Below are 26,846 nucleotides of genomic sequence, written 5' to 3'. Positions count from 1 at the left end.
GCCACGCATAAGAAGCAAACGCCGGTATCAGGGGGCAGGATCCATGGTGAAGACGACACGTCGTGCAGCGATGGCCGGGGCCGCCGTGGCCTCTCTTGGCTTGGCTGGCCGCGCGGCCGCCGACGAGCAGACCGTCAAGATCGGCGCGGTCTATCCCTTGAGCGGCAATTCCGCGAGCGCCGGCAACTACGAGAAGATGGCGATCGAGCTTGGCGCCGACATCGTGAACAACGGCAATGCCGAGCTGGCCAAGCTCCTGCCGCTGGCGAAGGGCGGCGGCCTGCCCGGCCTGAAGGGCGCCAAGATCGAGGTCGTCTTCGCCGACAACCAGGGCACGCCGGCCGCCGGCCAGAACCAGACCCTGCGTCTGATCAGCCAGGAGAAGGTCGTCGCGGTCATCGGTGCCTACCAGTCGGGCATCACGCTCACCGCCAGCGCCATCGCCGAACGCTACGGCATCCCGTTCGTGAATCCCGAATCGGTGGCGGCGAACCTCACCGAGCGTGGCTTCAAGTGGTTCTTCCGCGTGACTCCCGTCGCCGGCGACTTCGCCAAGGCCTATTCGAGCTTCCTCAAGGAGCAGCAGGCGGCCGGGCGCAAGGTCGATTCCATCGCGCTCGTGCACGAGAACACCGAATACGGCAACTCGGTCGCCAGCGTGATCGCCGACGTTTTCGACAAGGACAAGCTCAACGTCAGCATGAAAGTGGCCTATTCGGCGAACTCGACGGACGTGCAGCCGCAGGTGCTGCAGCTCAAGGAGAAGAATCCCGACGTCGCGATCTTCGTGTCCTATACGTCGGACGCCATCCTCTATGCCAAGACGATGAAGGAGCAGAACTGGAAGCCCGCGATCCTGATCGCCGACGACGGCGGCTTCAACGATCCGGCCTTCGTGAAGGCCATGGGATCGGTGACGGAAGGGCTGATCAGCCGATCGGTCTTCGCCCCGGGCAAGCCCGGCAGCGTGCCGGCGATCTGCGATGCGCTGTACAAGAAGAAGACCAACGGGGACGGGCTGGACGACGTGTCCTCGCGCGCCCTGCAGGGCTTCTTCGTGCTGGCCGACGCCATCAACCGCGCCGGCTCGACCGCGCCGGCCAAGATCCAGGCGGCGCTCCGGGCCACCGATATCAAGCCCGAGCAGCTCGTTGCCGGCTACGACGGCGTGAAGTTCAACGACAAGGGCCAGAACATCCTGGCGTCCACCCTCGTCACCCAGTTGCGCAACAGCCAGTACGTGTCTGTGTGGCCGAAATCGCGGGCGACGCACGAGCTGATCCTGCCCTACAAAGGCTGGTAGCGGACCATCGGCAGGGGCAGCCTGCATGACGACAATGCTTCTGCTGCAGGTCGTGGTGAGCGGCCTGCTGCTGGGTGCCGTCTACGCGCTCTTCTCCTCGGGCCTCAGCCTCATCTGGGGCATGATGAACGTCGTGAACTTTGCCCATGGCGAGTTCGTCATGCTGGGCATGTACACGGCGGTGGTGGTCTGGACGGCCATGGGCGGCGGCCCCTGGGCCTCGGTGCCGATCGCCGCGATCCTGATCGCTACGCTCGGCGTGCTGGCCTATTTCCTGCTGGTTCGCCACATCGCACGTGGCCCGATGCTGGCGCAAATCCTGGGCACGTTCGGCCTGGCCCTGTTCCTGCGCTACGGCGCCTTGTGGGTCTTCGGCGCCAACTTCAGGACCTTGCCGGACGATCTCGTCGGCCATTCGTTCGTCCTGGGCGGCATCCGCTTCGACGGCTCGCGCGTGCTGGCAGGCGTTGTCGGATTCGCGGTCACTGTGCTGTTGCACCTGCTGCTGACCCGGACGGCAGTCGGCAGTCGCATGCTGGCCGTGTCGGAGGATGCCACGGCCGCCCAGCTCATGGGCATCCGGCCGCAACGCATGCAGGCTCTTGCCTGGGCGCTGGCGGGCGCCGCGACCGGCATCGCGGGCGCGCTGATCGCCACCTTCTTCTACACCTCGCCGACCGTCGGTGAGACGCTGGCGATCGTCGCCTTCGTGACGGTGGCGCTCGGCGGCTTCGGCAGCGTGCTGGGCGCGCTCGTGGCCGGGCTGATGATCGGCGTGGTGGAGTCGCTCTCGGCTTTCCTGATCGGTCCGGTCTACAAGGACGTGATCGTCTACGCCGTATTCGTGCTGGTGCTGTGGTTCCGGCCGCAGGGCCTGATGGGCAAGACATGATGACCTCCCGCCGCCTTCTTCAGCTCGCGGCCATTGTCGTCGTGCTCGCCTATCCGATCGTGACGGGCGGCTCGCCGGTCTGGCAGCGACTGGGGGCGCTGGTGCTGCTTGCCGCCATCAGCGCCTCGGCCTGGAACATCGTCGGCGGCTACGCCGGACAGGTCTCGGTGGGCCATGCGGTGTTCTTCGGCATCGGTGCCTATTCGGCGGTGGTCGCCTTCGTTCATCTTGCCTTGCCGCCCATCCTTGGAGCGCCGATCGGCATGCTGCTGAGCGTCGGCGTGGCGGCCGTGATCGGCGTGCCGACACTGCGGCTCTCGGGCCACTATTTCAGCATGGCGACGATCGCCGTCGGCGAGCTCGTACGGGTGCTGAGCTCGACCAGCAACTGGCTGGGCGGCGCGCAGGGCCTCGGCGGCCCCGCCATGCCGCGCTCGGTGTTCGACCTCTCCTTCCTCTCGGCCTTGCCCTACTACTACATCTTTCTCGCCGTCCTGGCGGGATTGCTGGGGCTCACTTGGTGGATCGAGCGGGGGCGCATGGGCTTCTACCTGCGCGCCATCAAGGACAGCGAGCGTGCGGCGCGCTCGCTCGGCGTTTCGGCGGGCCGCTACAAGCTCTACGCCTACATGCTGAGCGCCGCCTTCACGTCGCTGGCGGGCTCGCTCTATCTCTGCATGTTCGGCTTCATCGATCCCGAGTCGGGCTTCGGCATCCTGCTGTCGGTCAAGATGGTGGTCATGGCGGCGCTCGGCGGGGCGGGTCAGCTTTTCGGGCCGCTGATCGGGGCCTTGATCCTGGTGCCGCTGGAGGAGCTGTCGAACAGCCTGCTGGGCGGCCAGGGCGCCGGCATCACGTTCGTCGTCTATGGCGCCATCATCGTGATCATCGCCCGCTTCCTGCCGAGCGGCCTGCTGTCGCTGCTGGAACGGCGGCCGCGTGCGCCAACAAGGAAGACGACCGCCACGCCGAGCGCCGCGAGCGGCCATGCTGATTGAAGCGCGCGGCATCACCCGCCTGTTCGGCGCCTTCAAGGCGGTCGACAATGCGTCGGTCACGGTCGAGGAGGGCGAGATCCTCGGGCTGATCGGGCCCAACGGGGCGGGCAAGTCGACCTTCTTCAACTGCCTCACGGGCGATCTGGCACCGACATCCGGCAGCGTGCATTTCACGGGCGTCGACGTTACCCGTGAACCGCCCGAGTCGCGCGCCCGCCTCGGCCTTGCGCGCAGCTTCCAGGTCCCGCTCACCTTCGAGTCGATGACGGTGCTCGACAACGTCATGATCGGCGCGCTGCTGCGCCATCCCAACGCGGCGGATGCACGCGCCAAGGCGCGCGCGGTGCTGGATCGCGTCGGCCTCGGCCCGCTCGCCGACGCGCCGGCGCGCAGCCTCGGCACGCCCGGCCGCAAGCGGCTGGAGATCGCGCGCGCGCTCGCCTCGGAGCCGAAGGCCCTGCTGCTGGACGAGGCCATGGCCGGCCTCACCCCGACCGAGGTGCGCGAGGCGATCGAGCTGGTGCGCCGCATCCATGCCGGCGGCATCACGATCGTGATCGTGGAGCACATCATGGAGGTGATCACCTCGCTGACGCGCCGGGTCGTGGTGTTCCATCAGGGGCGCGAGATCGCCCGCGGCACGCCACGCGAGGTGACGAGCGACCCGCACGTCATCGAGGCCTATCTCGGCCGGCGCAAGGTCAAGCACGCCGAGGGCCCATGAAGCCGCCGCTGCTGAAGATCGATCGTCTCGAGGTGCGCTACGGCGATCTGATCGGCGTGGCGGATGTGTCGCTCGAGGTGCCGCGCGGTGCGGTCGTTGCGCTGCTGGGCTCCAACGGCGCCGGCAAGACCACGACGCTCAATGCCATTGCCGGCATTGCCCGCATATCCTCGGGCAGCATCGCCTTCGACGGCGAGGATATCGCGGGCCAGCCGGCCTACGCGATCGTGCGCAAAGGATTGGCGCTGTCGCCGGAAGGCTGGCGCCTCTTCGCTCTGCAAAGCGTCGAGAACAACCTGCTGCTGGGCGCCACGCCGCTGGCCGACCGCAAGCGCATCCCCCGCCTGCTCGAGCGCGTCTACACGGCCTTTCCGCGTCTCGCCGAGCGGCGTGCGCAGCGCGCGGGCACCATGTCCGGCGGAGAGCGGCAGATGCTGGCGGTGGGCCGCGCCCTGATGAGCGAGCCGAAGCTCCTGATGCTCGACGAGCCGAGCCTGGGCCTCGCCCCGGCGATCGTGGATTCGATGTACGACAGCTTTGCCGCCCTCCATCGGGACGGACAGACCATTCTGCTCGCCGAGCAGTCGGTCGATGTCGCGCTCGAGGCGGCCGACCATGCCTATGTGCTGCAGGTCGGCCGCACCGTGCTCGCGGGACCGGCCAGGGCGATGGCGGACAATCCGGACGTCCAGCGCATCTACCTCGGCGTCGAGTAGCGTCGAACGGCCGTCAGTAGCGTATGGTCACGCCGAAGGTGACGACCTGTGTATTGACGGCGCCGAAATAGTTGGCGACCAGGAGATCGAAATCGAACGGGCCGCCGTGCGGCGTGTAGCGCAGCCCCATCTGGGTCCCGGGCGAGTTAGCCGCTCGGCCGAAGGCCTCGATCATGAGAAGGATGTCGCCGCCGACCTCGGCCTCGAACTGACCGCCGTAGAAGAACGAGTTCGGAGTATCGCTGTTCACATAGCTCCAGCCCGCGTTGAAATTGAACCTGACCCTGTCGTCGATGGGCACGGTCACGAGCATGAGGGTCGATGCCGTCGCGAGCTCGCCTGTCTGCAGATTCACGCCGCTGTTGAGGCCGAGGCCGACACCGAGGCCGCTGTCTTCGTGCCGGAAATTGATCTTGGCTGCCGGGCCGAAGATCGGGCCGTTGAATGTCGGTCCCCAGAAATGCTGGTAGGCCGCACCCAGTTGCAGCCACGGAATCTTGGTCATCGTGCAGGCGGGGCTTTCGTTGACATAGCCGCCCCCCGAAAGGGACGGCGAGACCCAGGTTTCGAAATGGCAGACGCCCGGCGTTTCGGGCTCGGAATCGTCCACCACGTGCGGCCCGCCGGCCGCCCTCGCGCTGGACGAGGCCAACATGATCGCGAGCAGCAACACCAGTGCGGCCGATCGTTTCAGGCTCTTCCCGCCTGCTTCATCGCTCGCACCGTCGGCCTCGACGCGGTCAAACACGCATCAATGCCCGCACATGCGCAGCCGCCGATGCGGCCAACGCCTCGAGATCGTAACCGCCCTCGAGCGCCGACACGACGCGGCCCCGGGCATGCCGATCGGCGATGGCGAGAAGCTCTTCGGTGATCCAGCGGAAGTCCTCGGTCTCCAGGCGCAGATGCGCCAGCGGGTCGCGCCGGTGGCCGTCGAATCCGGCCGAGACGATCAGGAGTTCGGGCGCGAAGCGGTCGAGCTGCGGCAGGATGCGGTCGCTCCAGCCGGCCCGGAATTCGCGGCCGCCGCTGTTGGGCGCCAGCGGCACGTTCACGACGTTGCCGTCGACCCCGCGCTCGCGCGCGCTGCCGGTGCCGGGATAGAGCGGATATTGATGCGAGGAGCCATAGAAGAGGGAGGCGTCGGCCTCGACCACCGCCTGCGTGCCCTGGCCGTGATGGACGTCGAAGTCGAGGATGGCTACCCGCTCGACGCCGTACTGGGCCTGGGCGTGGCGCGCGCCGATCGCGACATTGTTGAACAGGCAGAAGCCGCCCGGGATCTCGGGTGTGGCATGGTGGCCGGGCGGTCGCACCGCGGCGAATGCGGTATCGATATTGCTGTCGCCCAGCACGGCATCGACCCCGGCCACGACCGCGCCGGCGGCATGCATGGCCGCCTCGGCGCTGCCGGCGCTCATGGCGGTGTCGCCATCGATCATGACGATCTCGTCGGCCGCCGGCCGGACGCCGAGTATCGTCTCCACGTAGGTCTGCGGATGCACACGCAGAAGCTGCTCGAGCGTCGCTGGCGGCGCCATGGCACGCTCCAGCAGCGCAAACGACTCGTCCTCGAAAGCGGCCATGACGGCCCGCAGCCGGTCGGGGCGCTCGGGGTGGTACTCGCCCGGATCGTGCTCGAGGAACGATGGATGGCTGATCAGCAAGGTCGACATCGGCTTCACTTTAGAGAGCCTCGAGGCGCGTGGCATCCCGGTTGACGCTGTCGTCCCGGCCCGCCAACTTGGCCGGCAAATGCCAGTCCCCAGTGCGCTTGTCTGCATTCGTTGCGGCGCCCGCCGCCCTGTCGACCACTATGCCGAGGATTGCCCGGCCTGCCGGGCCAAGGGGGCGCCGACCAATCTCACCGTCGCCTACGACAGCCGGCCCGGCGAAGGGTTGAAGCGGGACGCTCCCTCCGGTTCCGCCCGCTCGATGTGGCGCTGGGACGGCTTTCTGCATGCGACGGCCAGTGAGGCTGTGACCTTGGGTGAAGGCAATACGCCACTCCTGGCCGCCCCCGGCCTGGGGCTGGGAGATGTCTGGATCAAGGACGAATCGCGCAATCCCACCTGGTCGTTCAAGGACCGGCTGGCGGCGGGTGCCCTCACCATGGCCAGGCGTTTCGGCGCGAAGGTCATCGCCTCGAGCTCGTCGGGCAATGCCGGGGCGGCGGCCGCCGCCTATGCCGCGAAGGCCGGCATCCCCTGCGTCGTGTTCACTTTCGTAGGCTCGGCCGGCCCGCTGTTGCTGCAGATGCGGGCCTACGGCGCCATGGTGGTGACGGTGGCGGACAAGGCCGACCGCTGGCGGCTGCAGTCGCTCGGCGTGCGCGAGCTCGGCTGGTATCCGACCTCGCCCTTCTTCGGCCCCGTGGTCGGCAGCAATCCTTACGGAATGGAAGGCTACAAGACCATCGCCTTCGAGATCGCCGAGGCATTCGACTGGCAGCCGCCCGACTGGTGCGTGCTGCCGGTCTGCTACGGCGACGCGCTCTATGGCATGTGGAAGGGCTTCGAGGAGCTGAAGGCGCTGGGCTGGATCGATCGCACGCCGCGCTTCGTCGCGGCCGAGGTTTCGGGTTCGCTGCCGGCGGCGCTGGCGAGCGGCGATCCGATGCCGCCCGAGGTCGCGCGCAACGCGCCTTCCATCGCCACCTCGATCGGCGCGGCGCAGGCGACGGTGCAGGCGCTCGACGTGCTGCGCCGCTCCAGGGGTGCCGCGGTCACCGTCGGCGATGACGAGATGCGGCGCTGGGTCGTGACGCTCGCCGCCAGGGAAGGCATCTGGCCCGAGGCATCCTCTGCCGCGCCCTTTGCGGCCATCGAGCGCTTGCGGGCCATAGGCACCATCAAGCCTCAAGAACGCTGCGTGGCGCTGCTGACAGCGGCCGGCCTGAAGGATCCCGGACCCATCGAAACTGCCTTGCCCGAGCCGCCACTCGTGACCGGCGGTCTTCCGGAGCTGCTGGCGGCACTCGAGAACAGCTATGGATTCGCCCATGGCTGACTTCGGCATCGCGATGGACGGCCGCGCGCCGATTACCGCAATTCCCGAGCAGGCACGGGTCGCGGAAGAGGGCGGCGCCTCGACTCTCTGGATCGCCTGCCATCTCTTCCTGCGCGATCCGGTGACGACGGCCGCGCTGGCGCTCGGCGCCACCAGGCGCATCAGGATCGCGTTGATGGCGATGAGCCCCTACTCGGTGCACCCGGTCTACATCGCCATGGCGGCGGCGAGTCTCGCGGAGGCCTATCCGGGCCGCGTGACGCTCTGCCTCGGCTCAGGCGCGCCCGCCGACCTCAAGGCGGCCGGCGTCGATGCGCTGCGGCCGTTGATGACCGTCTCGGAGGCGATCAAGGTCTGCCGTTCGTTGTTCGCGGGCGAGATGGCCAATTTCGAGGGCAAGGCCTTCAAGGTAAGCGGCCGGCGGCTCGTCAACGCGCCGTGCGAGATCCCGATCGTTGTCGCGGCATCGCGGCCGAACATGCTGCAACTCGCGGGACGCGAGACCGACGGCGTGCTGATCTCGGCGGCGACCTCGCCGCCCTTCGTGAAGGCCTGCCTCGATCAGGCCGCGGTCGGGGCGGAGAGCAGGCCGTTTCGCAAGTTCGGCATCGTCTATACCCGCCTGGGGGCGACGGAGAAGGAGGGGATCGATCCAATCCGTCGGCCGATCGGCTTCGTGCTGCGCGGCGCCCATCATGCCGAGAACATTCGTCTGGGAGGCGCGAGTCTCGACCAAGCGGCATTGGCGACCGCCTATGCCGCGGAAGATTGGACCGAGGTGGACCGCCTGGTGAGCGACGACGTCGTGCGCCGCCACGCTGCCTGTGGCACGCCTGCGCAGGTGAAGGAGAGGCTCGCGCAATATCGCGCTATCGGGCTCGACGAGGTGATCATCGGCGGCCTGGACGACGCCGCGTCGATCTCGGCTGCCCTGGCCGCAGCGCAGGGATAGGCATGAAATTCAGCATCTGCCTGCCCACCGGCTTCGAAGGAGTGATGTATCCGGTCCCCTTCGTGGCGCCCGGCGATTTCGTGCGCCTGGCGAAGGTCTGCGAGACGCTCGGCTACCACTCGGTCTGGGGCAACGACCACATCCAGACCCAGCACTATGTGCGGGAGTTGTTTCCGAAGACGCCGCCCAACTTCTACGAGCTGCTGACGGTGCTGTCGTTCTGCGCTGCCGCCACGACGACACTCGAGGTCGGCACCGCGCTTGCCGTGCTGCCGATGCGCGATCCGTTCTGGCTCGCCAAGACCGCCGCGACGCTCGACCAGCTTTCGAACGGCCGGCTGATCCTCGCGCTGGGCATCGGCGCCTATCGCGAGGAGTTCGCCGCCTGGGCGCCCCGGCTGGCGCCCAGGGTGCGGCGCGGCGAGATGATGGACGAGGGCATCGCGCTGATGCGGCGGCTGTTCAGCGAGCGGCGCGTGATGCACGAGGGCAAGTACTACGCCGTGCGCGACATGGAGATGTATCCCAAGCCCAGCCGCGAGCCCTTCGCGCTCTGGATCGGCGGCCACAACATGGAAGCGGTGGAGCGAGCGGCTCGCGTCGGCACGGGCTGGCTCCCGGGCTGGCGGCCGTGGCCCGAGCTCGCCGGGCGTATCGAGGCGCTGAAGGTGCGGGCAACGGAGCTGGGGCGAGATCCGGCCGAGATCGAGATCGCCCCGCAATTCTCGGTGACGATCGCCAAGACGGCAGAGGAGGCGGAGAGGCGCTACATGGCCTCTGGCCTGGTAGCTCACCGCAAATCGCTTGCCTACACCGGCCGCGATCTTTCCCAGCAGGTGACGGCGAACCTCGTGGGTTCGCCCGACCTCATTCGCGAGAAGGTCGAGGGCTTGCGCAAGATCGGCGTCGACCACGCCTGCGCCCTCATGATCCCGGCCGATTCGATGACCGAGTTCGAAGATCAGGTCGAATGGTTCGCGAACACGGTGATGTAAGCTCCGGTGTATGACACGGATTGTCGATCAGGCGACGTCACCGAATTGCTGGATCACCGTCTCGCCGAAGCGGCCGAGATTGCTTTCGAGATCGGGCAGGAAGGCGTGCACGGGCTGGATGATGCGGTCGATGCCGCGGCGGCGGCGCTCCTCGACCGCGGCCTTGGGATCCTTGCCCGATTTGGGCAGCGCATCGGGACAGCCTGCCATCATCTCGATCGCCTTCGGATCGCGGCCAGCGCCTTCGGCCGTGCGGCGCACCAGATCGAACAGCGGGAAGGTGTCGACCTGCGACCCGATCGACGGAAAGAACCCGTCGCCCAGTCGGCCGGCGCGCTTGGCGGCCGCTTCGGAATGACCGCCGATCACGATCGGCACGCTGCCGCGCACCGGTTTGGGGTTCGAGCTCACCTCGTGGAAGTTCACGAACTCGCCCGAGAAACTCGCGCCGTCCCTGGCCCACAGCGCGCGCATGGCGGCGATGTATTCGTCCGAGCGCTGGCCGCGCTTCTCGAACGGCACGCCCAGCGCCTCGAACTCCTCCTTGAGCCAGCCGACGCCGATGCCGAGCTCGATGCGGCCGCCGCTCATGTGATCGAGCGTCGCCACCTGCTTGGCCAGCACCATCGGATGGCGCAGCGGCAGGATAATCACGCCGGTCATGAAGCGCAGCTTCGTCGTGACGGCCATGGCCGCCGCCATCCAGATCAGCGGATCGGGTAGCGACACGGTCCGATCCCCCGGCAGCCGGCCGGAGGCCGCGTAGGGATAGGTCGAGCTGTAGGCGTCGGGATAGACAACGTGATCGACCGCGATCACCGAGTCGAAGCCGGCCGCCTCCGCCAGACGCGCCAGTCGCGCCGCACCGGCCAGATCGGGAAAGGTGTTGTTCCCGAAATGCAGGGTGAACTTCACGCCTTATTCCGCGGCCGCCGCCTTGGCGGGCTTGAGGTCCGTCGAATATCGCAGATGTACCGGTGCGTTCGTCTCGAACGGGCTCTTGAGGTCGAGGCTCCTGGCGATCTCGCGCAGCGCCGGGAAGACTTCCGTGCCCATCAACCGGATGCAGGTAAGGGAGTCTTCCTGGCTCACCCGGCCATCGTTGCCCCACAGCGCCAGGATACCGGGCCGCGTTTCCTCGAGGATGCGACGCAGCTTGGCGACGACGGTCGTGGGTGTGCCGGCGATGATGCGCAGATCGGCCATCTGCTGCTCGAAGCTGGTCTCGCCGCGCGGGTTCTTGGCGCGGCCGGCTGCGAACTCGACGAAGGCGCGCCGGTTGCTGGGCGAGCCGTAGCCCGACGGCGTGCTCCACACGGGGTGTGCAAGGCCGGTGAACTCGCCCTGCATCCAGCGGAACTGCCTGGCATTCTCGATCGCCTTCTCTTCGTTGTCCGAGACATGGACCTGGATCAGATAGCCGCGATTCTCGGGTCCGCCGACGTAGCCCGTCTGCAGCGCAACGCTGTCGTAGAGTTCCCAGATCTTCTTGGTCTGCTCGATCGACGTATTGAGCGCAATGTAGGGATAGCGCTGCTGCGCCGCCCAGATAATCGTCTCCTTGCTGATGACGCCGGGGATCCAGACGCGCGGATAGGGCTTCTGCAGCGGCACCGCCCAGGGATTGACGACGCGGTGCTGGTAGTGCGTGCCCTCGAAGCGGAATGGACCCGTCTGCGTCCAGGCCTTGACAATCAGCTCGTGCGCCTCCTCGAAGCGCTCGCGGTTGAAGGCGGGATTGACGCCGGTCGCGAGCTGCTCCTGTCCGCCGCCGCGCACGAAGCCCGAGACCAGGCGGCCCCTGGAGATCATGTCGATCATGGCGAGCTCTTCGGCGAGCCGCACCGGATTCTCCGCCAGCGGCAGCGGATTGCCCAGCATCACGATCTTCACCTTCTTGGTCATGCCGGCCAGGATGGCGGCGAAGATGTTGGCCTTGGCCTGCATGCAGAACGGTGCGTTGTGGTGCTCGTTCAGCATGATGCCGTCGACACCGACCTCCTCGGCCAGCATGTATTGCTCGATGTAGTTGTTGTAGAGCCTGGAGCCCGCCACCGGATCGAAATGCTTGTTGGAGAACATGAGCGCGGTAGCGCCGAAATCGCGACCGGCCTGCTCGGGATAAGCCGACATCGGCTGTTCGGTGAAATACATCAGGTGCATGGCGATCACTCCCGACCGATGAATTCGGTGACCAGTCCGGCAAGAGCCTCAGGCTTCTCCATGTCGATGCAATGGCCGCATGATTCGACGACGTGCAGCTTCGCCTGCGGCAGGGCCTCGACATAGCGCTTGCCGGCGCTCAGCGGCACGACCCTGTCGTCCTCCCCCCAGACCACCAGCGCCGGTACGCGCACGGCGCCCAACAGGTGCGGCAGTGTCTGGCTGTACATGTAGGGCTTCCAGGCGATGCGGAAGCTCATCTCGCGGCAGATGTCCCACATCTCGAGCTGGTCGGTGGACGGCTCGGCGCCGTACACCCGATCGAACGCCTTCTGGTCGTGGAAGCCCGCGCGCGCATAGTCGATATAGCCGGTGACGGCGAGATCGAGGATATCGCCTTCCGGCGGCTTGATGCCCATGGCGCCGACCAGCACCAGATGCGAGAGGTCGGCGGGCGCCATACTGGCCATCTCGGCCGAGATCCAGCCTCCGAATCCCAGGCCGACAAGGGCGACATTGCCTAGCTTGAGATCGCTCATCAGGCCGCGATAGAGGACGGCGACATCGCGAACGCTGCGCATCCAGTCCGGTCGCTGCGAGCGGCTGTAGCCCGGATGATGCGGCACCAGAACGTCGTAGTGCTGAGCGAGCGCATCGTAGAAGGGAAGGCGATCGAGCGTGCCGGTCTCGTGGTGCAGCACCATCAGCGGACGGCCGCGACCGGCGCGCGCCACATGGAGCTTTATCCCTGCGGCCTCCATGGTGGAGTCGGTCCAGTCCGTGCCGGCCATGCGCGCTCCTCTTGCGGGAGCGAGGATGGTCGCAACCGATTTCCGACAAGTCAAACCGCCGCGACCGTCGACGATTTGCTCTGTGGTCCTGGGGCTAGGCGACCTTCGGCAAAAGTTTCGCCCAGCGGTCGAGTTGCGGCAGGATCGCGTCGGCCTTCGCGGAGTCGAGACTCACCACGATGCGCACAACACCGGCGTCGCGGTCACGCTTCAGGAGATCCTCGTCCTCGGTCGCGCCCCAGATCGTCACCGGCACCGGTTCGCGCCCGGCCTCCACCGCCATCTGGCGGTACTTCGGCAGCAAGTCGCGGACGTTGGCGTAGTCGGGCCGCGTGCGATGTGGCATCCATCCGTCGCCGTACCGCAGCGCACGCTTGGCGGCATAGGGGAAGGCGCCGCCGACCAGGATCGGCGGGTGCGGTTTCTGCACCGGCTTGGGCCACGTCATCATGGGGTCGAAGTTCACGAACTCGCCGTGATACTCGGCCTTCGACTTGGTCCAGATCACCTTCATTGCCTCGATGCGCTCGCGCGCCAGCTTGTGGCGGCTCTTGAACGCCGTGCCGTGATTCTCGATCTCGTCGCTGTTCCAGCCATTGCCGACGCCGAACAGGAAGCGACCCCCCGAAACCTGGTCGATCGAGGCGACGAGCTTGGCGGTCTGGATCGGATCGCGCTGCACGACGAGGCAGATGCCGGTGCCGACCTTGAGTTTGGTCGTCGCGGCCGCCGCCGCGGTCAGGGTCACGAACGGATCCATCGCGTCGTAGTATTTCTTGGGCAACTCGCCGCCGCTCGGAAACGGCGATTTGCGCGAGAGCGGAATGTGCGAATGCTCCGGCGCCCACAGCGATTCGAAGCCGCGCTCCTCCAGCGCCTTGGCCAGTTCGCCGGGAGACATCGAGTAATCGGTGAAGAACATCGCCGCGCCGAGATGCATTGGTCTTTCCTCCCAACTCGCAGTGTCATCCCGAGCGCATCGAGGGATCTTTGATCGACATCGCAAAAGATCACCCGCTTACGCTCGGGATGACACCTCATTTTGCTATGCAGCCACCTTCGTTTTCGGCCATCGAGCGACAACGAGCGGCAGGACCTTGTCGATCAGACGCCGCGTCTGGGCGATGACTTCCTCGCCATTGGCCCCGACCGGTCGCAGAATGAACTTTTCGACGCCGCCCGATACATAGTCGGCAATGCGCCCGATGATGGCCGTCTCGTTGCCGATGGCGAAGTAGCGCTCGGCTTCGCGGCCGGTGCGTTTGGTATAGGCCGCCATCGCGCCCGTGACGGCACTGTCGGTCGCGTCGCCGAAATAGAACGGAAAGCTCGCACCGTAGTGATCGGCGTCGATCGATCTGCCGGCCTCGGCAGTCGCGGTCTTGATCGCGGCCACGACGCGGGCGGCGTCGGCCGGCGTCTCGCCGCCGCCTTGCCAGCCTGTGCCGTAGCGCGCGGTTCGCCGGATGGCCGCTTGCGACGAGCCGCCGATCCACATCGGCAGATCGGGCTGCACCGGCTTGGGCGAGATCGAGGCGCCGGCCAGCCGATAGTGCATGCCGGCGAAGTCGACACTGTCCTCGCGCCACAGACGGGCGATGATCTCCAAGGCCTCGTCTGTGCGCCTGCCGCGCGTGCGCGTATCGATGTTCAAAGCCTGCCATTCGGGCCCCAGCGGGCTGCCGATGCCGAAGGCGGGCAGCAGCCGGCCTTCCGACAGGAGGTCGACCGTCGCGCATTGCTTGGCGAGCAACACCGGATCGCGCAGCGCGAGCGAGACGACATTCATGCCGAAGCGCAGGCGTCGCGTGCGGCCGGCCAGCGCCGCCATGGTCGCCATGCACTCGAGGATGGGCTGGCGGCTCACCAGCCGGTCGGTCTGCCAGACCGAGTCGACGCCGCCCTGCTCGCAGAGATCGATCCAGCGCCAATAGTCGCCGGCCCCGGCGAAGGGAAATTCCATCAGGCCGAGACCGACGGCGACCGTCATGCATGCGCCTTGGCAAGCGGCGCCCACTGATCGAGCTGGCGCAGGATCTCGTCGCGGCTTGAGTCGGGGATCGCGAGCAAGGCGCCGTCGATGCCGGCCTTGGCGTAGCTCTCGAGCACGGCCGCGTCCGGCGGCGCGGCGAAAACGGTGACGGAGAGCGAGGCCGGATCGCGCTTCTTCTCCGAGGCCATGCGGCGCATCCGATCGATGCCCTGGACCGGATCGAAGCCGCGCGGGCGCGGCAGCCAGCCATCACAATACTCGATGATGCGGCGCAGGGTGTGGTCGGTCTCGCCGCCCAGCAGGATCGGCGGATACGGCTTCTGCCGGGGCTTGGGCCACGACCACGTGGGATCGAACTTCACGAACTCGCCGTGGAAGGAGGCCTCGTCCTGCGTCCACAAGGCTTTCATCGCCAGCACATGCTCGCGCATGATCTTGAAGCGCGTGGCATGCGTGGCGCCATGATTCTCCATCTCGTCGACGTTCCAGCCGCCGCCGATGCCGAAGACGAAGCGTCCACCCGAGAGCTGGTCGAGGCTCGCGATCGCCTTGGCGGTTACGATCGGCTCGTGCTGGGGCACCAGCAGGATGCCGGTGCCGACCTTGAGTCTCCTCGTGGCCGCGGCCGCGAAGGACAAAGCCACGAACGGATCGTGGGTATGGGAGTAGCGCCTGGGCAATTCGCCCCCGCCGGGAAAGGGCGTGCGCCTGCTGAGCGGAATATGCGTGTGCTCGGGCACGAACAGGGACTTGAAACCGCGCTCCTCGAGCGCTCGCCCGAGCTCGGTCATGTCGATCCCGTAGTCGGTGGGGAAATAGCAGACGCCCAGATCCATGCGAGCCCTCCCGGAATCGATTTCCGACGATACGTCCGCTAACGTCGCACGCCAAGCCCGCAACGCAGGGAGAGCACAATCATGCAGCTCGGACGACTGGGAGTCTGGTACTCGACGGACAAATTGAACGGATCACAGCTCGGCGATCTGGTGAACGCCGTGGAGAAGAACGGCTACGGCACCTTGTGGTACCCCGAGTCGCGCGGTTACGAATCGATGTCGCTTGCGGCGTATCTTCTCTCCAAGAGCAGCCGGCTCACGATTGGCAGCTCGATCGCCAACATCTACGCGCGCGATCCTTTCACGGCGCGCCGCGCCATGGTGTCGCTGAACGACCTCTATGGCGGCCGCTTCGTGCTCGGTCTCGGCGTCAGCCACATCCCGATGGTGGAGGGGCTGCGCGGCCATCGCTACGACAAGCCGCTCGGCGCCATGCGCGCCTATCTCGACGGCGTTCACAAGGATCTGCCCGAAGGCCGTGAAGCGCCGGTGCTGGTGGCGGCGCTTGGGCCCAAGATGCTCGCTTTGAGCGCGGAGAAGGCGCAGGGCGCCGTACCCTACAATGTGACGCCTCAGCATACGGCGGAAGCCGCGAAGATCCTGGGACCCGGGAAGCAGCTTGCCGTGGAGCAGAAGGTCACGATCGAGACCGACCCGCCGAAGGCGCGCGCACTCGGCCGCAAGGAGCTGGCGCGGTACCTGGTGCTACCCAACTACCGCAACAACTGGCTGCGACTCGGGTTCACCGAAGCAGAGCTGGCGAACGGCGGCAGCGACCGTTTCATCGACGCCATGGTGCTGTGGGGTGATGCAGCCGCCGTCAGGAAAGGGCTGCGTGCGCACTTCGATGCCGGCGCGACCCATGTCTGCCTGCAGCCGGTCCATGCCGATGGCGATTTCGCGGCGCGCGACAGTATGCTCCAGGCACTGGCCGATACATAGAGCGGGAGAAACGGAATGGATTTCGGCATCGCGCTGCCCACCGCGGCGGACTCGTGGAAAGTTGTGCAGCGGGCCGAGGAGCTGGGCTTCACCCATGCCTGGTTCTACGACACGCAGATGCTGAGCGCGGACTGCTTCGTCGCCATGGGCGCTGCGGCGGTGAACACGCGGCGCATCCGGCTCGGCACCGGTGTGCTCGTGCCCTCCAACCGCATTGCACCGGTCGCCGCCAACGCGCTCGCCACGCTGAACAAGCTCGCGCCCGGCCGCATCGATTTCGGCATCGGCACCGGCTTCACGGCGCGCCGCGCCATGGGCTTCGGCGCGATGAAGGTCAAGGACATGGAGGCCTACATCGCCCAGGTCCATGGCCTCCTGCGCGGCGACATCGTCGACTTCGAGATGGAGGGGCAGAAGCGCAAGATCCGCTTCCTCAATCCCGAGCTCGGCCTTATCGACACGCGCGATCCGATCGCGCTCCACCTTTCGGCCTACGGCCCGCGCACGCGCGCGCTCGCGGCCCGGCTCAAGGCCGGCTGGATCGACTTCGTATCGTCCGTCGAGCATGGCGCGCGCGAGGTCGAGGCGATGCGGGCGGTTTGGCAGAAGGCCGGACATGCGCTCGGCGACCTGCAGGCGACGGCTTTTGCGCTCGGCTGCGTGCTGCAGGAAGGCGAGCCCGTCGACTCCGAACGGGCCATGGCCCAAGCCGGCCCCCGCGCCGCTGTGATGCTCCATCGCGCGGCGGACGAGGTGCTGTCGGGGCTGAGGCCCGGCACCACCGGGATGCCCAACACGAGGCCCGAGCTCGACGGCTATGTCGCACTCGCCCGCACCTTCGAGCCCAAGGATGCGCCTTACCTCGAGAACCACCGGGGGCATCTGATGTTCGTGAAGCCGGCAGAGAAGCAGTTCGTCACCGCCGACTTGATCCGCTCGACCTCCTTCACGGCGACCGCGCCGGAGATCAAGCAGCGCGTCGATGGGCTGCGAAGCGCCGGCTTCACGCAGTTCACGATCCAGCTCGTGCCCGGCCAGGAACATGCCCTCGCCGATTGGGCGCGCATCCGGAAGGCGTTTGCGTGAGTTGAACTGTTCGACCCCAGGAGCGTGTCATTCCAAGCGAAGCGAGGAATCTTTGGCAAGCGCTGCGAAAGATCCCTCGCGTTCGCCCGGATGACACCGAAGCTGGTTTGAGGACGGTATGCCCATGACCAAAGCTCCGCAATTCGGCGTCTCCTTCAGCTTCCAGGCGCATCGCGAGCTCGGAGAGCCATACGACAAGGCCTATCGAGAGGGCATCGAGCTCGCGGCCGAAGCGGACCGGCTCGGCTTCCACTCGGTGTGGGCCAGCGAACATCATGGCGAGGCCGACGGCTATTGCCCGTCGCCGGTCGTGGCCTGTGCGGCGCTCGCCGTCGCGGCGCCGAATTGCCGGATCGGCCAGGCCGTCGCGCTCGCGCCGCTCGGCGGCCATCCGCTGCGCCTGGCCGAGGACCTGTCGGTGGTCGACAATCTGTCGGGCGGCCGCGTCGAGATCGGGCTGGGGCAGGGCTATCGCCCGGCCGAGTTCGAAATGTTCGGCTGGCCTTATGGCCGGCGGACGTCGGCCTTCGAGGAGTCGCTCGACATCCTCGGCCTCGCCTGGAAGGGTGAGCGTTTCGACTATGACGGCCGCATCTACAAGGTGAAGGATGGCCTGCTGCGACCGCCGCCGGTCAGGCCGGGCCGCCTGCCGCTCTGGATCGGCGCTGCGGCGCCCAAGGCGCGGGCACGTGCCGTCCGGCACCGCGCCGGCTTCCTGGTCGCGCCGCTGATCGAGCTGGAGCATCTGGTGCGCCAGCTCCGGTCGTTCGACGAGGAGGTGGCGCGCCAGAACGCGGGTCCGCTGCCGCGGGCATTGATGCGCGAGATCCTGGTGGGCGATTCGGCGGCGGACGCGATGAAGCGGCATCAGCCCTTCATCGACCATGTCTATCGTGTCCAGTACGCGCCCGAACGCGTCGGCCTCTCCTACATCGATCGCGTGACGGGCGAGCGCAAGCCGCTCACCGGCGACAATCCGTATTTCATGTCGGAAGACTTCATGCAGGAACGCTGGCTTCTGGGCACCCCGGCCGACATCGCCAGGAAGATCATCGACTGGCAACCGCGCCTCGATGTCGACCACATCATCTTCCAGCCACGGCCGCCCGGCATGTCCCTGCGTCAGGCGGTCGAGGAGCTCGAAGCAATCGCGAAGGGGGTGATTCCCCTCGTGAAGAGGACGCTTACTTGACCTTCGGCGCGACCTCCTCGGCGAAGATCTGCATCTGGTCCAGAAGCTCGGGCACGGAGTTGGCGGCAAAGTAGAGGCCGAGCAGGTGTGTGACGCCGGCCTCGCGGAAGGCCAGCGCCTTCTCGACGATCTCCGACGGCGTGCCGATCAGGTTGATCTCCTCGTGCGTGGCCGCGCCCTGGCCTCTGAGCGTCGACCTGGCGAGCGATACCAGGTGCTTGTTCATCTGACTCCTGCGGAAGCTTTCGATCGCAGCCTCGTGCGTCTTGCCGACATGGACGACGAATTGCGGGCAGACCTCGATGGCGCGCCAGTCGCGGCCTGCCTTCTCGGCCTCCTCGCGCAGGGTCTTCACGCCGGCCCGAATCCGATCGACATGCATGCCGGCCGGCAGCCAGCCGTCCGCCCATTGCACGGTGCGGCGGATGTTGTTGGCGTTGTTGCCGCCGACATAGATCGGCAGCTTCTTCTGATAGGGCTTGGGGAACAGCTCGACATCGCGGAACTTGTAGAACCTGCCGTCGAAGCTCGCGACGCGCTCCTTGAACAGAAGATTGAGCGCCTGCAGGCCTTCGTCGACGATGTCGCCGCGCTCCATCCGGCTGTCGGGCTGCAGCGCCTTGAACTCCTCCCGGTAGGCGCCGATGCCGACACCGAGCTCGAGCCGGCCCTTGCCGAAATGGTCGAGGGTGGCGATCTGCTTTGCCGCCACGACGATGTCGTGCCGCATGGGCAGCACCAGGATGCCGGTGCCGACCTTGATGGTCCTGGTGTTGGAGAGCACGAAGGCATAGGTGACCAGCGGTTCCCAGAAGCGGGGCGGCACGGGGAACTCGGCGCGTACATAGTTCTGCGTCGTCATGTGGTCGTTGCCCCACACCGAGTCGTAGCCGAACTTCTCGGCGGCCTGGGCGATCCGGATCACATTCTCCGGATCGGAGAAGGGTATGGGATAGGTCAGGCCCTCCATCCCGGTCGGCAAGCCGGCACTCACGCGCATCGTTCTGGTTCCTATTCGGCTGCCACGGCGCGCAGCCTGGCGGTCTCTGTCTCGTCGACCGTCCCGTCGTCGTTCACCGCGACGCCATAGTCGCGCCGCGCCGACTCCGTCGAGATGAAGCCCTGGCGCACATCGGAAGCCACGGCTGCGGTCGGCCGCTTGCGCGGATTGCCGAGGCCGCCTCCGCCCGGCATGGCGATGATCACGCGCTCTTTCGCAGCCACGGTCTGCAGGCCCTTGCCGCGCAGCACCTGGCCCGAGGAAAGGCTGACCCGGCCGGAGGCGCCGTTGAGGCCACCGTCGCGACCGCGCGGCGGATGGTCGATACGGTCGTAGTAGGCGCTGAGCGCGAACGGCGCCTTGTCGAGGGTGCCCACTTCCATGACCTGGCCCAGGCCGCCACGGAACTCGCCGGCGCCGCCCGAATCCTGGCGGTATTCCTTGCGCCACACGATGACCGGCGACACCGCCTCGTTGACCTCGATCGGCACGTTCCGGACGCCGCTCGGGAAGGCCGTGGCGGACAGGCCGTCCGCGCCCGGCCGGGCGCCGGTGCCGCCGGCATGGAAGCTCATGACGCTGAAGGGCTGGGCGTGCACCGTCTCGGCCGGATCGCCGTCGGTGGCGCCGGGACCGCCCAGTGCAAACAGGTTCCACAGGCACGATGTGCCCTCGGCCGGCACGTGGCCCCCGAGTGCCTGGTGCAGGCAGCCGAACATCACATCCGGCAGCATCTGGCCGGTGACGTGGCGGGCGGCAACCGGCGCGGGCTTGCGCGCATTCAGGATCGAATCCTCCGGCGCCGTGACGCGGATCACCGACAGCGAGCCCTCGTTGTTCGGCACCTTGGGGGCCACGATGCACTTCACGCCGAACGAGGAGTAGGCCTCGGTGTAGCAGACCGGCACGTTGATGCCGTAGGCCGACACCCCCGAGGTGCCGGCGAAGTCGACATCGATGCCGGTCGGCCCGATCTTCATGGTGGCGACGAGGTCGATCGGCTTGTCGTAGCCGTCGACGCGCATCGAGAACTTGTATTCGCCGGGCTTGATCTTGCGGATCGCCTCGAGCGAGGCCTGCCGGGATTTCTCCAGGATGTGGCCACCCAGACGATCGAGATCGTCGATCGCGAACTCGTCCATCATCTCGATCAGCCGCCGGCAGCCGATCTCGTTGCAGGTCGCGAGCGAGTAGAGATCGCCCACCACCTGCACCGGCTCGCGCACGTTGGCCGTCACGATGTCAATCAGGGTCTGGTCGACCTTGCCCGCATGCGCGAAGCGCATCAACGGCACGTAGAGCCCTTCTTCATGGACGTTGCGCGCATCGGTCGTCATGCCCCGGCCGCCGATATCGACCACGTGGCAGGTCGAGGCGAATAGCGCCACCATCCTGCCGCGCCGGAAGGTCGGCGTGACGAAGGTGAAGTCGTGAAGGTGGCCCGTGCCCTTCCACGGGTCGTTGGTGAGGAAGATATCGCCTTCCTTCATGGTCTTTGCCGGGAACTTGTCGAGGAAATGTCGCACCGCGCGCGCCATGGAGTTGATATGGCCCGGCGTGCCGGTCACGGCCTGGGCAAGCATCGCGCCCTTGAGGTCGAACACGCCGGCGGACAGGTCACCCGCCTCGCGCGTGGAGGTCGAGAAGCCGGTGCGGATCAGCGCCAGCGCCTGCTCCTCGACGACCGCGATCAGACGGTCCCACATGAGCTGCAGGCGGATGGGCGAGAGAGGGTCGTTGATGTTCATGGTCACACCTTCTCCAGGAGGATGGCGCCGATCGGGCTGAGGCGCGCGGCGAAGCTCTTCGGAACAATCGTGGTCGTCTCGTCCTCGGCGATCACCGCCGGGCCGGGCACATAGCTGCCGATCGAAAGGTCGGTGCGATGATAGACCGGCATTTCCTTCATGTCCTGATCGGCCGGATCGTAGACCGGCCGGCGGCCGCGCGCCTTGGCCGGCTTGTCGGCGGGCTGCGGCGGGCATTTGGCCACCGGGGGCTGTTCCGCGGCAAGGCGCAGCGTCCAGTTCATGATCTCGACGGTGAGGCCCGGAATGGTCCGGCCGAAAGTGGCGGCATAGCCTTCCTCGTAGAGCTTGATCAGCGCCTCGCGCGAGGCGGCGGTGAATTTGCCGGTTGGCAGGTCGACCGTGATCTCGTGGCCCTGGCCGCGATAGCGCATGTCGGCGGTGCGCGTGGCGACCAGTTTGGCCTGCGGTGCGCCCGCCTTCACGACGGCCTCGGCCTCGGCGTGCATCTCGGCGAACAGCCGGTTCACGAAGGCGGGGTCGAACTTGTCCTCGTCGAGCTGCACGTAACGGCTGCGCACGACCTCGTAGGCCACCGGCGCCATCAGGAAGCCGACCGCCGAACCGACGCCGGCGCCCTCGGGCACCAGCACGCGGTCGATGCCGAGCTTCTCGGCCAGCCGGGCCGCGTGGATGGGGGCGGCGCCGCCGAAGGCGATCATGGTGCGCGCCTGCAGTTCCTTGCCGCGCTCGACGGCGTGCACGCGCGCGGCGTTGGCCATGTTCTCCTCGACGATCTCGCTGACGCCGAACGCCGCATCGAGGCGCTTGAGGTCGAGGGGCGTCCCCACCGCCTTGTCGACCGCCTTGCCCGCCTCGTCCGGCAGGAGCTTGATCGTGCCGCCGGCGAAATAGCCCGGGTCGATGCGGCCCAGCACCACGTCGGCATCGGTCACGGTGGGCTCCGTGCCGCCGCGGCCGTAGCTCGCCGGGCCCGGCTCGGCACCGGCGCTTTCCGGGCCGACATTGATGCGCGAGAGCGAATCGACATGGGCGATCGAGCCGCCGCCCGCGCCGATCTCGACCATCTCGATCACCGGGATGCGCAGCGGCAGGCCGCTGCCCTTCAGGAAGCGGTACTGGCGTGCCACCTCGAAGGTACGCGAATGCTGCGGCTCGCCGTCGTCGATCAGGCAGATCTTGGCCGTCGTGCCGCCCATGTCGAACGACAGCACCTTGTCGAGGCCGCACTGCCGGGCCAGCGCCGCGGCCAGGATGGCGCCGCCCGCCGGTCCCGATTCGACCAGCCGGATCGGAAACCGGCGCGCGGTCTCGAGCGCGGTGAGGCCGCCGCCCGAGGTCATCATGAAGAGCGGGCAGGCGAAACCGCGCTCGCGCAGCGCCCTGTCGAGGCGGCCGAGATAGCGGTCCATCACCGGCTGGACGTAGGCGTTGGCGGCGGCGGTCGACCAGCGCTCGTACTCGCGGATCTCGGGCGACACCTCGCTCGACAGCGTGATCGAGAGGCCGGGCATCAGCGCGCCCAGGATGTCGCGCGTGCGCCGCTCGTGCTTGCCGTCGAGATAGGCGTGCATGTAGCCGATCGCGACCGCCTCGATCCTCTGTGCCTCGAGCCTGGGCGCGAGCGCGCGCACGGCGTCCTCATCGAGCGGGATCAGGACGTTGCCGCGGCCATCGAGCCGCTCGGGGACGCCGAAACGCAGGTCGCGCGCCACCAGCGGCGGCGGCTTCTGCATGAAGATGTCGTACTGCTCGAAGCGGTGCTCGAAGGCCATCTCGATCGAGTCGCGGAAGCCTTCGGTGACGATGAGCGCCGTCCTGGCGCCCTTGCGCTCGATGATGGCGTTGGTGGCGAGAGTCGTGCCGTGGATGATGAGGCCGAGATCGGCCGGCTTTACGCCCGACTGCTTCAGGATTTCGGCGATGCCCGTGAGCACGCCTTCCTCCGGCGCCCGCGGCGTGGTGAGCACCTTCACGCTGATGCGCTTGCCGTTCGCCTCGAGCGCGAGATCGGTGAACGTGCCGCCGATATCGACCGCCAGTCTTGCCTTGTCCATTTCGCACTACCTTCCTCGACTCTACGCCGCCGTCTGCTGGATGTTGCCGCCGAGATAGGCCTGGCGGATCCGGGGGTCGGTCCGCACCTCGGTGGCTGGCCCCTCCATGAATTTGCGGCCCTGTTCCATCACCAGGGCGCGGTCCGAGATCAAGAGCGCCCCGCGCACATTCTGCTCCACGATCAGGACGGTGACACCGATCGCGGCGATCCGCTGGACGGTAGCGAACACGTCGCCCTGCATCCTGGGGGACAGGCCGAGGGATGGTTCGTCGAGCAGGAGGAGGCTCGGCTCGAGCAGCAGCACCATCGCCATCTCGAGGATCTGCTGCTCGCCGCCCGACATGTTGCCCGCCTCGATACGCCATTTCTCGCGCAAGAGCGGAAACAAAGCCGTCACCCGGCCGATCGCCGCCTCGTGTCGAGCGGCAGGCAGGGTGTAGCAGCCCATCTTGAGGTTCTCGGCCACGCTCATCGCCGGGAAATTGCAGCGGCCTTGCGGCACGAAGCCGATGCCGCGCCGAAGCCGTTCCCAGGGCGGCAGGCGCTCGATCGTCTCGTCCCTGAAGACGATCCTGCCGGAGAACAGGCGGTTGGTCCCGTAGATCGCCCGCAGGAGGGTGGACTTGCCGGCGCCGTTGCCGCCGATCAGGGTGGTGATGGAGCCGGGCCGCAGCCGTGCCGAGAAATCCCGCACGATGGGGTTGTCGCCGTAACCCGCCGTCACCGAGACGAGGTCGAGTGCGGTCGCGCTCATGCCGCGCCCCGCATTTCCGCCTCGGCCATTTCCGGCGTCATGCCGAGATAGGCTTCGAGCACGCGCGGATCGGTATGGATCTCGGCGGCAGTGCCTTCGGTCAGCTTGCGGCCCTGCTCGAGCACGATCACGCGGTGGCAGAGGTTGGTGATGAACTCGACATTGTGCTCGACGATCAGGAAGGTCTCGCCGGCCCGGTTGAGCTGCTGCAGCGCCACCTCGATCTCGCGGATGCGGCTCGGGTTGACGCCCGCCACCGGCTCGTCGAGAACCACGATCCTGGGGTGCGGCATCAGAGCGGCGGCCAGCGCCACCAGCTTCTTCTGGCCATAGGAAAGAATGCCCGCCTCGGCCTCGTAGTAGCGCTCGAGGCCGATCAGCCCGACCAGCTCGCGGGCGCGCTGCTCCGACCTTTCGACCGCCCGCCGGTAGCGCGGCGTGCGCAGGAACTCGTCGATCCAGGTGGCCGGATCGAACTGCTGCGCGGCAATGGCGAGATTGTCGGCGAGCGACAGACGCTCGTAGACTCGCACCGTCTGGAACGTTCGCATCAGGCCCGCGCGCGCGATCAGATGCGCCGGGCGGCCGGTGATGTCGGTGCCGGCGAGCGTCACGCTGCCGCCGTCGAGCTTCTGGAAGCCGGAGATGCAATCGATCGCCGTGCTCTTGCCCGAGCCGTTTGGGCCGATCAGGCCGGTGATGCTGCCAGCCTCGACCTCGAACGACACGCCGTCGAGCGCATGGACGCCGGCATAGGATTTGCGCAGCCCGGCGAGTTTCAGGATCGCACTCATCGCAGGGCCTCACGCACGGCGGCGAGCTTGCGCTCGCGCAGCCAGCCCGCGACGCCTGCCGGCATCACGAACATGGCGACCACCAGAATCACGCCGTAGATGATCATGCGCAGATCTTCGGAGAAGCGCAGCACCTCCGGCAGGGCGGAAAGCGCGATGCCGGCGGCGATCACGCCCCAGAAGCTGCCGCTTCCGCCGATGATCACGATGATCAGGAAGGTCTGCATGTAGTAGAAATCGAGGAACGTCGGATCGATGATCCGGAGGTGGAAGCAGTACACGCCGCCGGCCGCTCCGGTGATGGCCGCGCTGAGCGCGAAGGCGGTGAGCTTGTAGGGCATGGGGGCGATGCCCTGCGCGCGCACCAGCGGCTCGTTCTGCTTGATCGCAACGAGCGTGCGGCCGATGCGCGAGCTGCACAGCGCATAGAGGAACGCTACCGTCGTCACCGCGAAGACCCAGACCAGCCAATAGAATTTCGCCGGTGTATCGAAGCGCCGGCCGAGGGCATGCGGCGGCGGCAGGTTGGGAATGCCGAGCGGCCCGCGCGTCAGGCTCACCCAGTCGCGTGCGACCAGCGTGACGAGCAGCGCGAAGGTCAGCGTCGAGATCACGAACGCATGCCGGTTGGTGCGCAGCATCGGGTATCCCACGAGGAGCGCGATCGCGCCGTTCAGCAGCGCCGCCCACAGCACGCCCTGCCAGAACGAGCCGCCAAAGGTCACGACCGTGAGCGCCGCGGCATAGCCGCCGATACCCCAGAAGCCGAGCTGGGCGAACGACAGCAGGCCGGCAAAGCCGTAGACGAGATTGAGCGCCGCGGCGGCGACGGTGAAGACCAGGGCCGAGATACCCACGCCAATGATGTAGTTGGACGAGGTGATGAACGGCAGCGCGGCGAGCACGAGCGCCGCGACCAGAGCGGCGGCAAGCTTCATCCGACGCGCATGCCTCCGCGCTTGAACAGGCCGTCCGGCCGCAGCATCAGCACGGCGATCATGAGCACGAAGACCGCACCTTCCTGCCAGGCGGCGCTGAAGAAGCCGCCGATCCAGCTCTCGACGAAGCCCAGCGCGACGGCGGCCGCGACGGCGCCGGGAATGTTGCCCAGCCCGCCGATGATCACCAGCGCGAACGCCTTGAAGATCAGGAACTGGCCCATGTAGGGTGTGACGAGCTGGATCGGCGCCAGGGCCGCGCCGGCGAGGCCGCAGAGCCCGGTGGCGAGGATCATCGCGTTGCGCGCGACGACGCGCGGCCGGATGCCGACCATCAGGGCCGCCTCGCGGTTCTGTGCGATGGCGCGCATGGCACGGCCGAACTGGGTGAAGCGCAAGGTGAGGTAGAGGCCCGCGAAGGCGACCACCGCGGCCGCGGCGCCGATCACGCGGGTCCAGGTGAGCCGGATGCTGCCGATCGCGATGCCGGAGAAGCCGTACTGCGTGTCGACCATGCGTGGCGTCGCGGTGAAGAAATACTGCACCGTGTGGATCAGGACGATCGAGAGACCGAGCGTGATCAGGATGCTGCGCTCGAACTCGTCCGGCCTGAGCCGCGCCAGCAGGATCTCGTAGATCAGCAGGCCGGCCAGCATGGCGACAAGGATGGCGGCGGCGAGAGCGGGCCAGTAGAGCAGGCCCACCACCGGGAGTGCGAAGGTCATGGCGAAGGCGCCCAGCATCAGGAGCTCGCCATGCGCGAAGTTGATGATCTCCATGACGCCGAAGATCAGCGACAGGCCGACGGCGATCAGCGCATAGAGGAGTCCCAGCGCGAGGCCGTTCAGCGTGAGCTGAAGGAGATAGCCGGCGTCGATGGTCATTGTCGTCGCGACTGTGCAATTCCTGGACCAGGCGGTTGACAGATAATCAAGAATTC

At 67.2% G+C, this 26,846-nt stretch carries 26 protein-coding genes; 11 read left to right on the top strand and 15 right to left on the bottom strand.

All coding sequences use genetic code 11. The features are described 5' to 3' along the window. Nucleotides 1–43: 43 nt before the first annotated feature. From OJF58_RS06455 to OJF58_RS06435, 5 genes are read left to right on the top strand one after another with little or no spacing between them, the layout of a single operon-like run. Nucleotides 44–1,303: an ABC transporter substrate-binding protein gene (locus OJF58_RS06455; protein ID WP_300782806.1), complete on the top strand. Its 1,260-nt coding sequence runs from the start codon at nt 44–46 to the stop codon at nt 1,301–1,303. A gap of 25 nt (nt 1,304–1,328) precedes the next feature. Then, nucleotides 1,329–2,195 carry a branched-chain amino acid ABC transporter permease gene (locus tag OJF58_RS06450; RefSeq protein ID WP_300782805.1) on the top strand — a complete coding sequence of 289 codons (867 nt, stop codon included), beginning with the start codon at nt 1,329–1,331 and terminating at the stop codon, nt 2,193–2,195. Beyond that, nucleotides 2,192–3,193: a branched-chain amino acid ABC transporter permease gene (locus OJF58_RS06445; protein ID WP_300782803.1), complete on the top strand. Its 1,002-nt coding sequence runs from the start codon at nt 2,192–2,194 to the stop codon at nt 3,191–3,193. Before OJF58_RS06450 ends, OJF58_RS06445 begins: the two co-directional genes overlap by 4 nt. Beyond that, a complete protein-coding gene (locus OJF58_RS06440; RefSeq protein ID WP_300782802.1) occupies nt 3,183–3,917 on the top strand; it encodes an ABC transporter ATP-binding protein in 735 nt (244 codons plus the stop codon). Before OJF58_RS06445 ends, OJF58_RS06440 begins: the two co-directional genes overlap by 11 nt. Beyond that, entirely contained in the window at nt 3,914–4,633 is a 720-nt protein-coding gene (locus tag OJF58_RS06435) for an ABC transporter ATP-binding protein (RefSeq protein ID WP_300782799.1), read from the top strand. Before OJF58_RS06440 ends, OJF58_RS06435 begins: the two co-directional genes overlap by 4 nt. Before the next feature lie 13 nt (nt 4,634–4,646). On the opposite strand, the gene OJF58_RS06430 is transcribed toward OJF58_RS06435, so the two are convergent. Then, nucleotides 4,647–5,381 (bottom strand): hypothetical protein, encoded by a 735-nt coding sequence (locus OJF58_RS06430; RefSeq protein ID WP_300782797.1) that lies wholly within the window; start codon nt 5,379–5,381, stop codon nt 4,647–4,649. Continuing rightward, a complete protein-coding gene (locus tag OJF58_RS06425; protein ID WP_300782794.1) occupies nt 5,374–6,309 on the bottom strand; it encodes a histone deacetylase family protein in 936 nt (311 codons plus the stop codon). Before OJF58_RS06425 ends, OJF58_RS06430 begins: the two co-directional genes overlap by 8 nt. 79 nt (nt 6,310–6,388) lie before the next feature. Here OJF58_RS06425 and OJF58_RS06420 point away from each other — a divergent pair, with 79 nt between their 5' ends. The 3 genes from OJF58_RS06420 to OJF58_RS06410 are packed head-to-tail and all read left to right on the top strand — an operon-like array spanning nt 6,389 to nt 9,589. Next, nucleotides 6,389–7,642 carry a pyridoxal-phosphate dependent enzyme gene (locus tag OJF58_RS06420; RefSeq protein WP_300782792.1) on the top strand — a complete coding sequence of 418 codons (1,254 nt, stop codon included), beginning with the start codon at nt 6,389–6,391 and terminating at the stop codon, nt 7,640–7,642. Next, nucleotides 7,635–8,594 carry an LLM class flavin-dependent oxidoreductase gene (locus OJF58_RS06415; RefSeq protein ID WP_300782790.1) on the top strand — a complete coding sequence of 320 codons (960 nt, stop codon included), beginning with the start codon at nt 7,635–7,637 and terminating at the stop codon, nt 8,592–8,594. The genes OJF58_RS06420 and OJF58_RS06415 overlap by 8 nt, the downstream gene beginning before the upstream one ends. Before the next feature lie 2 nt (nt 8,595–8,596). After that, nucleotides 8,597–9,589, top strand: a complete 993-nt coding sequence (locus OJF58_RS06410; RefSeq protein WP_300782787.1) for a TIGR03619 family F420-dependent LLM class oxidoreductase — start codon at nt 8,597–8,599, stop codon at nt 9,587–9,589. A 27-nt stretch (nt 9,590–9,616) separates the two neighbouring features. Here OJF58_RS06410 and OJF58_RS06405 read toward each other — a convergent pair whose 3' ends face one another. The 6 genes from OJF58_RS06405 to OJF58_RS06380 all read right to left on the bottom strand — a co-directional run bounded on the left by OJF58_RS06405 (nt 9,617) and on the right by OJF58_RS06380 (nt 15,372). Further along, complete coding sequence (locus OJF58_RS06405) at nt 9,617–10,504, bottom strand: LLM class F420-dependent oxidoreductase (RefSeq protein ID WP_300782784.1); 888 nt, start codon at nt 10,502–10,504, stop codon at nt 9,617–9,619. A gap of 3 nt (nt 10,505–10,507) precedes the next feature. Next, nucleotides 10,508–11,752 (bottom strand): LLM class flavin-dependent oxidoreductase, encoded by a 1,245-nt coding sequence (locus tag OJF58_RS06400; protein ID WP_300782782.1) that lies wholly within the window; start codon nt 11,750–11,752, stop codon nt 10,508–10,510. A 5-nt stretch (nt 11,753–11,757) separates the two neighbouring features. Then, a complete protein-coding gene (locus tag OJF58_RS06395) occupies nt 11,758–12,543 on the bottom strand; it encodes an alpha/beta hydrolase (RefSeq protein ID WP_300782779.1) in 786 nt (261 codons plus the stop codon). Between the two features lie 94 nt (nt 12,544–12,637). Further along, nucleotides 12,638–13,483, bottom strand: a complete 846-nt coding sequence (locus tag OJF58_RS06390) for an LLM class F420-dependent oxidoreductase (RefSeq protein ID WP_300782776.1) — start codon at nt 13,481–13,483, stop codon at nt 12,638–12,640. Between the two features lie 105 nt (nt 13,484–13,588). Then, on the bottom strand, nt 13,589–14,533 hold the full coding sequence (locus OJF58_RS06385) for an LLM class flavin-dependent oxidoreductase (protein WP_300782773.1): 945 nt from the start codon (nt 14,531–14,533) through the stop codon (nt 13,589–13,591). Continuing rightward, complete coding sequence (locus OJF58_RS06380; protein ID WP_300782771.1) at nt 14,530–15,372, bottom strand: LLM class F420-dependent oxidoreductase; 843 nt, start codon at nt 15,370–15,372, stop codon at nt 14,530–14,532. Before OJF58_RS06380 ends, OJF58_RS06385 begins: the two co-directional genes overlap by 4 nt. A gap of 81 nt (nt 15,373–15,453) precedes the next feature. On the opposite strand from OJF58_RS06380, the gene OJF58_RS06375 reads away from it, so the two are divergent. From OJF58_RS06375 to OJF58_RS06365, 3 genes are all read left to right on the top strand, one after another. Beyond that, the gene (locus OJF58_RS06375; protein ID WP_300782769.1) at nt 15,454–16,314 is read left to right on the top strand and encodes a TIGR03620 family F420-dependent LLM class oxidoreductase; all 861 of its coding nucleotides are present in this window, start codon (nt 15,454–15,456) and stop codon (nt 16,312–16,314) included. A 15-nt stretch (nt 16,315–16,329) separates the two neighbouring features. After that, nucleotides 16,330–17,400, top strand: a complete 1,071-nt coding sequence (locus tag OJF58_RS06370; protein WP_300782767.1) for an LLM class flavin-dependent oxidoreductase — start codon at nt 16,330–16,332, stop codon at nt 17,398–17,400. Between the two features lie 124 nt (nt 17,401–17,524). Then, nucleotides 17,525–18,592 carry an LLM class flavin-dependent oxidoreductase gene (locus OJF58_RS06365; RefSeq protein WP_300782763.1) on the top strand — a complete coding sequence of 356 codons (1,068 nt, stop codon included), beginning with the start codon at nt 17,525–17,527 and terminating at the stop codon, nt 18,590–18,592. Here the strand turns inward: OJF58_RS06365 and OJF58_RS06360 are convergent. Genes OJF58_RS06360 through OJF58_RS06330 form a run of 7 tightly spaced genes read right to left on the bottom strand, consistent with a single transcriptional unit; the run spans nt 18,585 to nt 26,790 of the window. After that, entirely contained in the window at nt 18,585–19,592 is a 1,008-nt protein-coding gene (locus OJF58_RS06360) for a TIGR03619 family F420-dependent LLM class oxidoreductase (RefSeq protein ID WP_300782760.1), read from the bottom strand. The genes OJF58_RS06365 and OJF58_RS06360 overlap by 8 nt on opposite strands. Before the next feature lie 11 nt (nt 19,593–19,603). Next, entirely contained in the window at nt 19,604–21,340 is a 1,737-nt protein-coding gene (locus OJF58_RS06355) for a hydantoinase B/oxoprolinase family protein (RefSeq protein WP_300782758.1), read from the bottom strand. Between the two features lie 2 nt (nt 21,341–21,342). Then, nucleotides 21,343–23,418, bottom strand: a complete 2,076-nt coding sequence (locus OJF58_RS06350) for a hydantoinase/oxoprolinase family protein (RefSeq protein WP_300782755.1) — start codon at nt 23,416–23,418, stop codon at nt 21,343–21,345. A gap of 21 nt (nt 23,419–23,439) precedes the next feature. Beyond that, entirely contained in the window at nt 23,440–24,174 is a 735-nt protein-coding gene (locus tag OJF58_RS06345) for an ABC transporter ATP-binding protein (protein WP_300782752.1), read from the bottom strand. Beyond that, complete coding sequence (locus OJF58_RS06340) at nt 24,171–24,968, bottom strand: ABC transporter ATP-binding protein (protein ID WP_300782750.1); 798 nt, start codon at nt 24,966–24,968, stop codon at nt 24,171–24,173. Before OJF58_RS06340 ends, OJF58_RS06345 begins: the two co-directional genes overlap by 4 nt. Then, on the bottom strand, nt 24,965–25,906 hold the full coding sequence (locus OJF58_RS06335) for a branched-chain amino acid ABC transporter permease (RefSeq protein WP_300782747.1): 942 nt from the start codon (nt 25,904–25,906) through the stop codon (nt 24,965–24,967). The genes OJF58_RS06340 and OJF58_RS06335 overlap by 4 nt, the downstream gene beginning before the upstream one ends. After that, a complete protein-coding gene (locus tag OJF58_RS06330; RefSeq protein ID WP_300782744.1) occupies nt 25,903–26,790 on the bottom strand; it encodes a branched-chain amino acid ABC transporter permease in 888 nt (295 codons plus the stop codon). The genes OJF58_RS06335 and OJF58_RS06330 overlap by 4 nt, the downstream gene beginning before the upstream one ends. Nucleotides 26,791–26,846 lie beyond the last annotated feature (56 nt).

It is taken from the genome of Enhydrobacter sp., from assembly GCF_030246845.1.
Classification (GTDB): domain Bacteria; phylum Pseudomonadota; class Alphaproteobacteria; order Reyranellales; family Reyranellaceae; genus Reyranella.
Note: the sequence above shows the minus strand (reverse complement) of the source record. Positions and strands in the feature narration are given on the sequence as shown.